Source organism: Sphingobacterium sp. E70 (assembly GCF_019285695.1).
Lineage (GTDB): Bacteria > Bacteroidota > Bacteroidia > Sphingobacteriales > Sphingobacteriaceae > Sphingobacterium > Sphingobacterium detergens.
Genome location: NZ_CP079104.1, coordinates 2358096 through 2372529, shown reverse-complemented (window position 1 = coordinate 2372529; position 14434 = coordinate 2358096). Strand labels below are relative to the sequence as shown.

General features: G+C 39.8%; 11 protein-coding genes and 2 pseudogenes. All 13 read left to right on the top strand.

Annotated features, from left to right (window positions below; genetic code table 11):
- The first annotated feature begins 29 nt into the window (after positions 1–29).
- The 13 genes and pseudogenes from KUH03_RS16880 to KUH03_RS16825 all read left to right on the top strand — a co-directional run bounded on the left by KUH03_RS16880 (position 30) and on the right by KUH03_RS16825 (position 14397).
- Positions 30–1373, top strand: coding sequence for a DUF1735 domain-containing protein (locus tag KUH03_RS16880; RefSeq protein WP_257095000.1), 1344 nt, complete (start codon positions 30–32; stop codon positions 1371–1373).
- A 54-nt stretch (positions 1374–1427) separates the two neighbouring features.
- Entirely contained in the window at positions 1428–1979 is a 552-nt protein-coding gene (locus KUH03_RS16875) for a PKD domain-containing protein (protein WP_257094998.1), read from the top strand.
- Complete coding sequence (locus KUH03_RS16870) at positions 1979–2464, top strand: discoidin domain-containing protein (protein ID WP_306429756.1); 486 nt, start codon at positions 1979–1981, stop codon at positions 2462–2464. The genes KUH03_RS16875 and KUH03_RS16870 overlap by 1 nt, the downstream gene beginning before the upstream one ends.
- A gap of 355 nt (positions 2465–2819) precedes the next feature.
- Entirely contained in the window at positions 2820–3650 is an 831-nt protein-coding gene (locus KUH03_RS48690) for a hypothetical protein (RefSeq protein ID WP_373564741.1), read from the top strand.
- An 11-nt stretch (positions 3651–3661) separates the two neighbouring features.
- Positions 3662–5046, top strand: a pseudogene (locus KUH03_RS48685) (GH92 family glycosyl hydrolase).
- Positions 5047–5972: 926 nt separating this feature from the next.
- Positions 5973–6836, top strand: coding sequence for an efflux RND transporter periplasmic adaptor subunit (locus KUH03_RS16860; protein WP_257094996.1), 864 nt, complete (start codon positions 5973–5975; stop codon positions 6834–6836).
- Between the two features lie 13 nt (positions 6837–6849).
- Positions 6850–9897: an efflux RND transporter permease subunit gene (locus KUH03_RS16855; protein WP_257094994.1), complete on the top strand. Its 3048-nt coding sequence runs from the start codon at positions 6850–6852 to the stop codon at positions 9895–9897.
- Positions 9824–10708 (top strand): TolC family protein, encoded by an 885-nt coding sequence (locus tag KUH03_RS16850; protein ID WP_257094993.1) that lies wholly within the window; start codon positions 9824–9826, stop codon positions 10706–10708. Before KUH03_RS16855 ends, KUH03_RS16850 begins: the two co-directional genes overlap by 74 nt.
- Entirely contained in the window at positions 10675–11454 is a 780-nt protein-coding gene (locus KUH03_RS16845; protein WP_257094990.1) for a TolC family protein, read from the top strand. The genes KUH03_RS16850 and KUH03_RS16845 overlap by 34 nt, the downstream gene beginning before the upstream one ends.
- A 107-nt stretch (positions 11455–11561) precedes the next feature.
- Complete coding sequence (locus tag KUH03_RS16840; protein ID WP_257094989.1) at positions 11562–12302, top strand: hypothetical protein; 741 nt, start codon at positions 11562–11564, stop codon at positions 12300–12302.
- A gap of 26 nt (positions 12303–12328) precedes the next feature.
- Positions 12329–13189 carry a DUF6377 domain-containing protein gene (locus KUH03_RS16835; RefSeq protein ID WP_257094986.1) on the top strand — a complete coding sequence of 287 codons (861 nt, stop codon included), beginning with the start codon at positions 12329–12331 and terminating at the stop codon, positions 13187–13189.
- 255 nt (positions 13190–13444) lie between these two features.
- Positions 13445–13717 (top strand): annotated as a pseudogene (locus KUH03_RS16830) (carboxypeptidase-like regulatory domain-containing protein); the annotation flags it as partial.
- Positions 13718–13938: 221 nt separating this feature from the next.
- On the top strand, positions 13939–14397 hold the full coding sequence (locus KUH03_RS16825; RefSeq protein ID WP_257094984.1) for a TonB-dependent receptor plug domain-containing protein: 459 nt from the start codon (positions 13939–13941) through the stop codon (positions 14395–14397).
- Positions 14398–14434 lie beyond the last annotated feature (37 nt).

The window sequence follows — 14434 nt, the reverse complement described above, 5'->3', positions numbered from 1 at the left end:
ATTATGAAAAGACTTTTTATTTTCTAACAATGATTTTGACCTATAGCCAATTTATGGCCTGTTCAAAAGATAAACTAGAGGACTTTGATTTGCTGGGGAACAATCCCGTACAGGTTATTGCCGAAGGTGGTGGGAAGGATTTGGTGAAGACAAACGACTATGTCCAGATCCCTCTCAAAGTTAAGTTAAGCAATCCGGCATCCAAAACCTTTGATGTAGAGCTGCAGTTGAATACGGATACCGTAACCAAATTGATCGAATCGGGAGCCTTAAAAGATGTTGTCACACTGCCCAATCAGGCATTTTCTTTTCCAAATGTGGTGAAGTTCCAATATGGATCCGATACGACATCATTTGTGTTAACCATTTCCCGAACGGAGATCGAAAGGATATATGGGAAAAAATTTGCGCTTTCTTATAAACTAATAAACCCTGGAAAGGGTAACCAATTGGGGAATCCCAATAGTATTATTGTGACGTTTGATTCCAAGAGCTTATTGACTCCGACTGATATTCATTACCTGTCGATCATCAATTCTCCAGCGAGTATAATTCTCGCAAGCAAACATACCAATTACAATACAACACCATCGGGAATTGAAATCCCTTTGGGTGTTTCTTTAGCATCCTTTCCAAGTAAATGGTTTTATGTAGAAATACGAGGTACAACAGATTCGATACCAAATTGGATTTCAAAGAATGTGTTGCCTGTGAATACCGTGGGAATGAAGGAAAATGAATATACGCTGCCGTCGCGTATACAAGTCCAGGGAAATAAATCATCTGCTGACTTCAGTATTTCCGTCCCCTGGGATATTATCGCAAAAAATAAAGATAAATTTCTTGCGCTGACCGTTTATCTAAAGGATCCAACATTGCACGTAATCAATCCACAAAAAAACTATACCACTATTTTGATTGACTGCGCAAATGTGGTCGAGTTTGATGTAACCAAAGAAGCTGTTTTAACCGTAAATAGAGATAACAATGGTGGACCAAATGCGGGCGAAGGAAGCCTGAAATTTGTAGATGACCTGACAAGTACTAAGTTTTTGCAAAGTGCATTCACAGGCGATCTCCAATGTACATTAACGTTTACAAGAACATTAAAAATTGGAGCCTATACGCTTACATCCGGAAATGACGCCATTGAACGTGATCCAAAAAGTTGGTTCCTCGAGGGGTCGTTGGATGGGACGAATTGGGTTGTTATCGATACAAGAACCAATGAAAGCTTCCCAAATCGGATCCAAACGAGACGGTTTAATGTTCAGAAACCAGGCAGTTATAAATTTTATCGTCTCAATATTACAGAAAATGTTGGAAGTAGTTTATTCCAATGTTCGGAATGGAGAATGATAGAATTCTTATAGTGGATATTACAGTAAGGAATGTTTTATATAATGATGAAATTTATGGCTATAAAATTGGAAAAACACGTGTATAGTCTATTGTTGCTATTCGTGTTGCTGGGCTGTAGTAAAAGTAAGGAAGTTGTGGTTGAAGAGCCGGAACTTCCTAATCCAGTATCCGCTTTTTCAATAAAGCAGGTGGCAAATGATGATCCTTTTACATTTGAATTCACGAATCAGTCCAAAGATTATACGGAAACGCGTTGGAGTTTTGGGGATGACAGTACCTCTTCGACAGCATCTCCAAAGCATACATTTTTAAATACCGGGAGTTTTGTTGTGAAATTGATGGTGCTTAATGAAAATGGAAATTGGGCACAGCGCGAAGAAGTTATTGACATTGACGCGGAAAAGTTGATTCGCTTCAATGCCGCAAAAAACGGAACCGGTAAACTGATGCTAAGCTACGATAGTGATATTGCAGTGAAAGGCGTCACCTGGTCCGTTATGACGGATAAAGATAAGTACCAGCAGGTTTCTGATCAGGCAAAAACCGATGTATCTGTCGCTGTAGGAACTTTTGCGACTTATAGACTGAATGTCACTACCCCAAGGGATCCAAAGTAATTATTTCTAAACTCCTCACGGATTTAGGCATTGTAAAGGATTGGACAAATATTGATAATACATTCCGAATTTCGCAGGATAATTCGAGCGGACCCGATGCTGGTGAAGGATCAAAAAAATTAATTGATAATGATCTGACCTCTAAATTATTTATTGGTGGGTATCAACCAGGCATGTATTGGCAGTTCGCCTTTTACCAACCGCAGGTAATTAATGCCTATACCATCACAACGGGAAATGATTCTCCCGAAAGGGATCCCAAAGACTGGGAAATACAGGGATCTAATGATGGCGAGTCGTGGGTGACTTTGAATACTGTCACAGGTTATAACTTTGGTACAGCACCCACAGACCGGAGAAGATCGCAGCCGTTTACGTTCTCGAATACAAAATCGTATAGTTATTACCGCTATGTTGTGAAAGCTGTATCGTCAGGATCAAACTTTCAAATGACTGAGTTTCGTTTACTGGAGTTACCACAATAACGCAATAAAAAACAATTTTAGCGGCAATTGAAAGTACGCACGCTAGAAAAAGTGGGGTGATTTTTAGAAAACAGTATTGAGGTTTACAGGTTATAAAAGACCTGAACTTCAATACTGTTTGTTATTAAAAAAATACTGAAAATAAGAGACGGAACCCCAAATAATCGTATTTGTATTGTAACCATCTTGTGAAAATAGGCTTGTTATCCCCTATATTTAAATTTCTTATTTATATTTACTAATACGTTTTAGCTTTTTGATGTATTTTAGGACGGCTTCAACCAAAACAAGAATTATGTTTAACATTAAAAAAATAACAGGCGGTGTCCTTTTTCTTTTTGCGTCTCATATAAGTTTGGCGCAACAATCTTCTCCGGTAGACTATGTAAACCCTTTGATCGGTACAGAATCTAAATATGAGTTGTCTAATGGAAATACTTATCCGGCGATAGCACGTCCCTGGGGAATGAACTTTTGGACACCGCAGACAGGTAATATGGGTGACGGTTGGGTGTATACCTATACTGCTGATAAAATTAAGGGATTTAAGCAGACCCATCAACCAAGCCCCTGGAATAATGATTATGGGCAATTTTCATTGATGCCCATGACGGGTAAGCCTCAGTTTGATCAAGAAAAACGGGCAAGCTGGTTTTCCCATAAAGCCGAGGTTGTGAAACCTTATTATTATAGTGTTTACCTGGCAGATCATGATGTCACTACTGAGCTTACACCTTCCCAACGGGCTGCGGTATTTCAATTTATTTTTCCCAAGACAGAACAGGCTTATGTAATTATTGATGCCTTTGATAAGGGATCTTATATCAAGGTTGTTCCTCAAGAAAATAAAATTATCGGTTATTCGACCAAAAATAGTGGTGGTGTTCCAGATAATTTTAAGAATTATTTTGTCATAACTTTCGATCGCCCTTTTTCGTATAAAGCCGGCGTAAGGAATGGCAATATCAAGGATAATGAATTGGAAATTCAGGATGATCATGCTGGAGCGATCATTGGCTTCCCTTCTTTAAAAAGAGGAGAGAAGGTAATGGCAAAGGTTGCTTCTTCCTTTATTAGTTTTGAACAAGCGGAGCTTAATCTCAATGAAGTGAAGTCTAAAACATTTGAGCAGGTAGCAGATGAGGGTAAAAACAATGGAATGAGGTATTGGGGCGTGTTCAGGTAGAGGATAAAAACGTGGACCGTTTGCGTACATTTTATTCCTGTCTCTACCGTTCAACATTATTTCCACGGGATTTCTCCGAAATTGATGGCTCAGGAAGACGAATTCATTATAGCCCTTATAATGGCCAGGTTCTACCTGGTGAAATGTTCACAGATACAGGTTTTTGGATACATTCAGAAGTTTATTTCCGCTTTTGAACCTGCTCTATCCGTCTATGAATGATCGCATGCAGGAGGGCTTAGTGAACGCCTACAAGGAAAGTGGATACTTGCCAGAATGGTCTTCACCAGGACATCGTGCGTCTATGATCGGTAATAATTCTGCATCAGTAGTAGCGGACGCTTTGGTCACCAATCGAACAGGTTATGATAAAGAAATCCTTTGGGAGGCCCTGAAACATGGTGCACATAATGCGTATCCTAAACATTCTTCTACTGGGCGTTTTGGCCATGAGTACTATAATAAACTAGGTTATATTCCAGCAGATGTGAAGGTTGACCAGAACGTGGCCCGCTCCTTGGAATATGCCTATAACGATTGGTGTATTTATGAATATGGAAAGACCTTAGGTAAACCAAAATCTGAAACAGCTATTTACGCACAACGGGCGATGAATTACAAAAATCTTTTTGACCCAACGACAAAGTTGATGCGTGGTAAAAAAGCGGATGGTTCTTTTGTCGCAAATTTTGACCCAAGTGCTTGGTCCCGTGAATATACTGAGGGTAATGCGTGGCATTGGAGTTTTTGTGTATTTCATGATCCACAGGGACTAATAGATTTGATGGGCGGAAATAAATCTTTCGTTTCCATGTTGGATACTGTCTTTGTTATCCCAAGTTATGAAGGAATGAAAAGTCGTAGCATGATCCACGAGATGCGTGAAATGCAGGTGATGAATATGGGGCAATATGCACATGGTAATCAGCCGATCCAACATATGCCTTACCTCTATAACTATGCCGCAGAACCATGGAAAGCACAATATTGGGTCCGTAAGATCATGGATAAACTGTATCTTCCGACGCCAGATGGTTACTGTGGTGATGAAGATAATGGACAGACTTCGGCTTGGTACGTGTTTTCATCATTGGGATTTTATCCTGTTTCACCCGGATCCGGAGAATATGTGATTGGTTCACCTCAGTTTGATAAGGTTACCTTAAAACTCGAAAATGGGAAAGAGGTCCGTATTCATGCGAAACAAGAGCGGGGCGATCAGGTTTATGTGAACCAGCTCTCCTGGAATGGAAAAGCTTATGAGAAAAACTATATTCGCTATTCGGATCTCCTCAAAGGAGCAAATCTGGAATTTAAAATGAGTACAGAACCGAATAAAAATAGAGGAACCAAGAAGGACGATGCTCCATATTCTTTCAGTAACGAAAAGTTTTAGTACGAAAGGTAAGGAAACAAATAATATAGTATAAAAAAATTACAGGTACAATTCACTTAAAAAGTGAAACATAAAAAACCATGATGACTAATCTATTTGCTGTCATGGTTTTTTTACACGAATAAAATAATCTTGGCTATTTAAAGTCATACCTTTGTGGTTCGAAAATTCGATATGTTAGGTAAATTATTCCATCTTTTAACACTCTTTGCGTATCTCAATCTCTTGACGTATGAGTCATTCTCATCGACGACGGGACAAGTTTTGCATGCGGGAGAGACGATAGTGGAGTATTTTTTGGATGATGTATTGGATTTAGAACCTATTCATTCTTCACAAGAAGAGAAAGTTCTATTGCAGGATGACTACCGCATATTTTCTGTCAATAGTCAGGTACTGTCCATTTTCATATTTGTTTTTGGGATCGTATTTACTGCATTGTGCTTTTCCAAGGATAAAATACATCCATTTTATCGGTCAAAAACTCTTTGTCGACCAGGATATTATCAATTTTTATATAGATTCCGGCCTTTCTAAGGATTCTCCTATACTTTTCTATTGGAGTCTATAAAATAATAGTGTTTTTTATTTTTTCTGGTATCCAGGAGCAGTAGCTCTGGTGCATTCCTACACAATATTATTGTAGCTCCCATCTAGTTTTACATTTTATTTTTTATCGTTTTTATGAAGAAATTATTTGCACTGTGCCTATTATTGGGTGCGGTAGGGATGCTAGCTTCTTGCAGCTCCTCCAATGCTAATGCCGAGCAAAAGGAAGAAATTAAGAATATACCAATTACACCGCTTGTTGTAATGGATACGACTGTCTATCAGGAATATATTGCAGATATTCAGGCCTTGAAAAATGTTGAGATTCGATCCAAATTAAATGGGTTTCTAGATAAAATCTATGTGGACGAGGGTGCTTGGGTAAAAAAGGCCAGATTTTATTCAGATACAATAACGAAGAGTATCGCTCGGAGGTTGCCAAAGCAAAAGCACAATATGATAATTCCATTGCTGAAGCTCAAAAAATCAAGCTTGAGATGGAAAGAACCCAAAAGTTGGTGGATAAAAATATTGTGAGTCCTTCAGAATATAATCTATTGAAAATTCAGTTGAAGGCCGCTAATTCTAAAATTGAAGAAGCCCGTGCTTTAGTTAATCAAGCCCAAACGAGATTGGATTATACAGTTATCCAGGCACCATTTGATGGTCGAATAGATCGGATCCTATTGAAGGAAGGTTCGCTACTGACAGAGGGAAGCCTCATCACGACGATTTCTGATCTAAGCCAGGTCAATGTTTATTTTGATATTTCAGAACGGGAATACCTGACGATGATGCAAGATAAAATGAATGGAAAGGAAACTCGTAAAACGGTAAAATTAATTTTGGCGAATGGGGCCTTATACCCGCATGAAGGGGTTGCGCATATTGTCGAAAGTGAATTTGAGGCAAACACGGGGTCTATTGCACTTCGGGTGCAATTTCCAAATAAAGAACATATCCTGAAGCACGGTGCTACTGGTAAGATTGCTGTGCCGATGGAAACTGGAGAACATGCATTTGTACATCAAAAATCAGTATTCGAGATACAGGACAAGACTTATGTTTATACTATGCAGGCCGATAGTACGGTCAAGATGACACCTTTTGTTGCTGGTCCTCGTGTAGGCCATTATTACATCGTTGAGGGCGGCCTTGATCCAAATGTTAAAGTGGTTTATGAAGGCGTGCAAAATTTGCGTAATGGAATGAAAATTAATCCAAAATTGAGGAAGCTGTAGCGGAGGATAAATTATGTTTGAAACATTTATAAAAAGGCCCATATTATCGCTTGTAATATCGGTTTTTATTACACTCTTGGGCTTACTGGCATTATTTACGTTGCCGATTACGCAATTCCCAGACATTGTACCGCCGTCGGTGGTTGTAAACGCCAATTATACAGGAGCGAATGCCGAAGTAAGTACCAATGCCGTCGCTATTCCATTGGAAAAGGCGATCAATGGTGTTGCAGGGATGACCTATATGAACTCCGTATCTACTAATAACGGAAGTACGGTGATACAGATTTTCTTTGAAGTAGGAACGGACCCGGATATTGCTGCGGTCAATGTTCAGAACAGGGTGACGACTGTACTGGATGAATTGCCTGAGGAGGTTATTAAAGCTGGGGTAACGACAGAGAAGGAAGTCAACTCCATGTTGATGTACCTGAATGTCTTTACTGAGGATGAAACTGCAGATGAACGTTTCATCTATAATTTCGCCGATATCAATATCCTTAAAGAGCTGAAACGTATTGAAGGGGTAGGACTCGCTCAGATTATGGGTATGCGTGATTATGCGATGCGTGTATGGGTAAAACCCGATCGTATGGCGGCATATAATATCTCTGCCGAAGATGTGGTAGCGGCTTTGCGCAAACAGAATATTGAAGCTGCGCCTGGGCAAACTGGGATTAGCTCAGACAAAATGCGCAATATGCAACAGTACGTCTTGCGTTATCCAGGAAAATTCACAGAGATTGATGAATATGCCAATGTGCCTATCCGTGCAAATTCCAATGGTTCGATTATTCGTATCAAGGATGTAGCAGACGTTGAATTTGGCTCGCTGGATTATGAAATGGTCTCCAAAACAGACGGGCGCCCATCTGCATCTATCATGTTAAAACAGCTACCAGGATCAAACGCACAGGAAGTTATTCAACGGGTCAAAGATCGTATGGCTGAACTGAAGCAGAATTCGTTTCCAGCGGGTATGACCTATACCATGGGTTATGATGTATCACGTTTCTTGGATGCGTCTATTTCATCAGTTATAAAGACCCTATTGGAGGCATTCCTATTGGTTTTTATCGTGGTGTTTATCTTTTTACAGGATTTTAGAGCGACTGTTATCCCAATTCTGGCGGTACCGGTCTGTCTGATTGGAGCCTTGTTTTTCATGCAGATGTTAGGCTTTTCAATCAACTTGTTAACACTATTTGCTTTGGTATTGGCAATTGGAATTGTGGTCGACAACGGGATTGTGGTCGTAGAAGCAGTTTACGCCAAGATGGAGGAAGAACATCTACAGCCCATGGAAGCAACCTTAGAAGCCATGAAAGAAGTTGGAGGGGCGGTAGTAGCAATCACATTGGTGATGTCGGCAGTTTTCGTTCCTGTAGCCTTTCTTTCTGGCCCAGTAGGTATATTTTATAGGCAATTTTCGCTGACTTTGGCCGCGGCTATCGTGATTTCAGGTATAAATGCCCTAACGTTGACACCGGCATTGTGTGCACTTTTCTTAAAATCACCACATGATCGCAAACCATCCAATAATTGGCTGGATCGTTTTTTCAAACAATTCAATGCTATTTATGACCGAACCGCTTTCGGTTATAAAGGAATATTGATGAAAACAAGTGCTAGACGCGGACTCACGCTACTCTTGTTGGGTGGATTCTTTGTTGCTACTTGGGGAAGCAGTGCGATATTGCCATCGGGCTTTATTCCAACAGAAGATCAAGGTATGATCTATGTCTCGGTAACTACACCTCCAGGGGCAACAGTAGATCGTACCGAGCGTGTATTGGATAAGATTGATTCTGTTGCACGTAAGTTGGATATTGTCGAAACCGTTTCAACCTTATCGGGATATAGTATCGTTACGGAGGTCTCCGGTGCATCTTATGGGATGGGGATGATTAACCTTAAACCTTGGAAAGAAAGAGATCAGACGGTCGATGATGTAATCAAGGAATTGCGGGAGAAAACAAAGGATTTTGTAGATGGGCAGATTGATTTCTTCCCTCCACCGACAGTTCCGGGATTTGGTAACTCTTCAGGCTTTGAATTACGGTTGTTGGACCGTAGCGGTAATGAAGATCTCAATAAGACGGCGGAGGTATTGCAGAAATTTATGGAGGATATGGAGAAAAGTGAAGTCATTCAGGATATCAGTTCCAGTTTTGATGTCAACTTTCCGCAGTACATGCTGAAAGTTGACTATGATATGGCTGCAAAGAAAGGTATATCTGTAGAAAATGCAATGAATACCCTACAAACCTTGATGGGGAGTCTCTATGCTACAAACTTCATCCGTTACGGGCAAATGTATAAGGTAATGGTGCAGGCAGGACCTGAGTATCGCCAGCGGCCTGAGGATGTGCTCCGTCTATATGTAAAGAATGAAACGGGAGAGATGGTTCCTTATAATGCTTTTATTTCCATGGAACGTATTTATGGTCCCGAGCAGATTACCCGTTATAATATGTTTAGTTCAGCGATGGTGACAGGTCAGTCTTCTCCTGGATTTAGTTCAGGACAGGCGATCGAGGAAGTTGAAAAGATTGCATCTTCTTTGCCGCAAGGTTACAGTATCGAATGGTCGGGGATGACGCGTGAACAGAAGATTTCAGGAAATCAGGCCCTGTATATTTTTGCGCTCTGTTTACTCTTTGTTTACCTGTTGTTGTGTGCTCAGTACGAAAGCTTTTTATTACCATTACCAGTTCTCCTCTGTTTACCTGCCGGAATTTTTGGAGCCTTTATTTTCCTGAAAATATTTGGCTTGGAAAACAATATTTATGCTCAGGTCGCACTGGTCATGTTGATCGGTCTTTTAGGTAAAAATGCGATCCTAATTGTGGAATATGCTAATTTGAAATATAAGCAGGGAATGGATATTGTGACTGCTTCAATTGAGGGGGCTGTCGCGCGTTTACGTCCTATTTTGATGACTTCTTTCGCATTTATTGCTGGATTGATTCCATTAATGATGGCAAGTGGGGCTGGTGCTTTGGGAACCGGAGTATCGGTACAGCTGCAGTCGGAGGGATGCTTATCGGGACAATATTAGGTGTTATCGTTATCCCGGGGCTGGTGATCTTATTCTCAAAAAGGAGAATAAAAAACAGGTTATAAAACAGACATCGTTAGTAATTGCTGCACTTATTCTTTTTGGTAGTTGTTCGGTCCCCAAGAAGGCGGCACAGCCTGAGAAAATTGCCATACCGACCGCCTTTGCAGAAAGGACTGCCATTGATAGCGTAAATGTAGGGAATCGGTCCTGGCGCGATATTTTTAAGGATCCACTTTTAGTAGCATTGATTGATTCAGCATTACAGCATAATATTGATATTCGTCAATCGATCTTACGGTTAGAGTCGGCACAAGCTTATTTTAAACAGCGGAAGGCTGCATTAGGCCCTACTGTAGAAGCAGCTGTTGAGGGCGGAATACGTAAATATGGACACTACACGGAATCGGGTATCGGTAACTATGATTCAAACTTTTCGGATAATTTGAAAAATGATGAAAAGTTGCCTGAACCATTTATCCCAGATTATTTTATTGGACTTCGCTCTTCCTGGGAAATTGATCTATGGGGTAAATTAAAAAGTCAAAAACAAGCTGCTTATTTTGGTTTGTTAGCCGAACAGGAAGGAAAACGCCTGTTGGAAACAGAATTGGTGTCCAATATTGCAACGGCCTATTATGAGTTAATGGCTCTCGATCAAAAGATAAAGGTGTATAATCGCAATATTGAACTGCATACGAATGCACTTGAAGTCGTTGAGGTAAAAAAGATGCCGGTTATGCCACGGAACTGTCTGTGCAACAGTTTAAAGCACTATTGGCAAATTCTAAATCTGCTCAGGAGAAATTAAGTCAGGAGATTGCACTGTGGGAACATCATATCAACGGACTGTTGGGACGATATTATCAGCCTATTAAGCGCAGTGAATATATTGAAAATACAAATCTATATCATGCAATGACTTTTGGTACACCAGATGATCTGGTCAATCAGCGTCCGGATATCAAAACAGCATACCTGAAGATGATGGCATCATCAAACAATCAAGAAGCATCACGGCTGGCTTTTTTGCCTTCAGTAGCCATTAGTCCTTTTGTAGGTTTACAGAGCTTCAGTTTCAATAAGTTGTTTAATTTGGATAAATCCATTGCTTATAATTTATTTGGAGGGATTACACTACCTATATTGAATCAAAGACAATTGAAGACACAGTATGAAATTGCAAAAGCCGATTACGGAATTGCTTTTTTAGACTATGAAAAATCGGTTGTGAATGCTTATAACGAAGTTTCTAATGTCATTATGACCCAAGAGGCAATCAGTAGACGTAGAACATTTGTGGACGAACATGTAAAAGCCTTGGACCTCTCCATTGAAGCAGCACAGGAGCTGTTTATCGCTGGACGTGTGACATCGCTGGATGTGGTTACGGCACAAAAAGAATCCTTGGAAGCCCAGATTGGAAAAGTTGAACTGGAAAAAGAAAATACCTTGAACCAGATTTTACTTTATAAAGCTCTTGGTGGGGGTGGAAGTAAATCCACTTTTGAGATAAAAGAAAACTATTTTTCATGCGATAAAGAATTAATTTGTTAATTCTTAGACCCAAAAAGGGTCAAGGAAAGAGGCCGTCGTGAGATGTCCTCTTTTTTATTGTTATTTTTATGTAGTTTAGCTTTGACGATGTTGAACCTGACTTTATTATGTTGCAACGCATTTTTGTTTTCATTTTTCTATTTCATTTAAGTTTTTTATTAACTGCACAGGACTATTCGGATAGTACCAAGATTTTTCAACGGTTAGAATATCTAATGGAAAATCAGAAGATGTATGTTAAAAATCGGGAAGACAAATTGGATAAACTAAAACAAGAGGCGAAAGCACTTGAAGCTGACCAAATCCGTTTTTTTGAGAAGAATTATGAAATTTTTGAGAACTATAAAAAGTTCGATTCTGATGCTGCACTTACCTATATCACGCTTTGCCAAAAGTTAGCTCCAGCCAACAATGATTCACTTCATACAGTTATTCAATTGGATTTAGCCTGGGTTTATTCGACGATTGGACGTTATATTGAAGCATCAAAATTGCTGAACCAAATTAGTCCCGCGGGCCTTGCTACCAAACTTTTAGCCAAATATTACGATACTTATAGTTCATTTTATAGTCATTATGGACAAAGTAACAACCGTCAGGAATATTATCAAGCAAGTGAACGCTATCGAGATTCATTATTACAGGTTTTACCGAAATCTTCATTGGAATATCGGACGACCATTGCGATAAAGACCTTATTTAATGGCAGTCGGGAAGATGCGAAAAAGCAGTTTTTCAAGCTTTGGACAGAAAATCAGAAAGACTTGGAGCAGCGCGCCTTATTGTCCTATTTTATTAGCTTGATCTATAAATACGAAAAAATACGGCCAGTCAACTTTATTATCTAGCTGTTTCAGCGAGTGCAGATATTGAGATGGCAAATCGAGACAATGCGTCATTTCATGATTTAGCGCTAGCTTATTACGATAAACAGGATTTTGATCGTGCCTTTCGCTATATTGAAAAAACGATTGATGATGCGATGTTGTGTAAAGTACGTTATCGGATTATTGAGGGCACTTCTTCCTACCCGATCATTAATGCGGCCTACCAACAGAAAATCAATAGTCAGAATAAGCAATTGATCGCCTTGGTTGTTGTGGTTAGTATTTTGTTGCTCGGTGTAATTATCGGCTTGATTGTAATCTATCGTCAAGTCCAGCATTTGCGAAGGATCAGATCCGAATTGTCAGGGACCAATCAGCAGTTGCGGTCATTGAATACTGAAATCAATCAAACGAATTTAAAACTCTCAGAATCCAATCACATTAAAGAGGAGTATATTGCGCAATTTTTTGATATGTGTTCAAGTTATATTGACAAAATGGAAGATATACGAAAAGCATTGCTGAAAAAGGCTTCCAATTACCAGTGGGAAGCAATCCGGGAGCAATTGAAATCGACACAGATGGAAGAAAGGGAGATACAACAACTCTATATCAATTTTGATCGGATCTTTTTGAACCTTTATCCAACGTTTGTTGATGAATTTAATGCCCTCCTTCAGGAGGACGAGAAGATATATCCGAAGAAAAACGAATTGCTCAATACTGAACTGCGTATTTTTGCTCTAATTCGTCTAGGAATAGATGACTCGGTTAAGATCGCTAGTTTTCTTAGATATTCCCTTCGTACAGTTTATAACTATAGGACCAAGGTACGTAACAAAGCAGCTGGCCATCGCGATGCCTTTGAGGCTTCTGTTTGTCAAATTGCAACTATTGATCGACCTTAATATCCGCTGATAAACACCGAATAACTAGTAATTCAAGCCTGCATTCGATCTCTTTTTAGTACTTTTTATCTTGTGTTTGTTTTTGTATAGCTCTGTATTATAGTGTGTTGTGTTTTTTTAGAGGTACTTTTTAAGTACCGTCGCTTTTTTCCTGTTTCGGTCCTGCTAGTTTTGTTTTGAGCGATGGAGCAGGGGAAACTCCTCGCTAGTTTGGAATAACCAAAGACAAAACAATAACCAATTTTTTTATTTCATATGATTTACTTTACTCGAAAAGTAACCTTTTCAATAGGGCTGATTTTCTTGTGTACCTGGTTGAATTCGGTGTTTGCGCAAGACCGAATTCAGGTCAGTGGACGGGTGCTGGATGCCCAGGATCAGAAACCACTCACTGGCGTAACAATTACACAGAAAGGTACCAGTAATGCGGTCTCCAGTAACGGAGATGGGCGTTTTCAAATTTCAGCTGTTCAAGGTAGTATTCTTCAATTTAGTTTTGTTGGCTACGACAATAAAGAATTGCCGGCTAATAGTACAATGACTGTTCAGCTGAACGCATCGACCAATGTACTTGAAGACGTTATTGTGATCGGTTATGGTGCCGTAAAACGGAAAGATGTAACCACCGCAATTTCTTCGGTATCGACTAAGGATTTGGAAAAGAGACCGGTAGTAAGTCTGGGACAGGCCATACAAGGGAAGGCAGCAGGAGTATCTGTGATCCAACCCAATGGAGCCCCGGTGGTGAGATGTCAATTAAAGTCCGGGGTACAACCTCATTTAATGGTTCAAATGACCCACTTTATGTTGTCGATGGATTACCTGTTGAGGACATCAAATTTTTATCACCAAGTGATATTACGGACATTCAGATTTTAAAGGATGCTTCTTCTGCAGCTATTTATGGGTCGCGCGGAGCAAATGGTGTTATTCTTGTTACTACAAAATCCGGAAAAGCTGGGGAAGCTAAAATTACCTTAGGCGCACAAGGTACAGCAAATGTGGTTAATAATACGGTAAAAGTCTTAAATACCGCTGAATACAAGGAGTTGATGGATGAGACAGGCTATGTTAAGCTGCCTGAAGGGCTTACTGACCAAACAGACTGGTTTAAGGAAACCTATAAAACCGGAGTTCAACAGAATTACCAGTTATCAATCTCCGATGGTAACGAGAAATTACGCTATTATTTGGGTGGGGCTATCTGACAGAGAAAGGCACACTGCAGGGTTCATTCTTTAGACG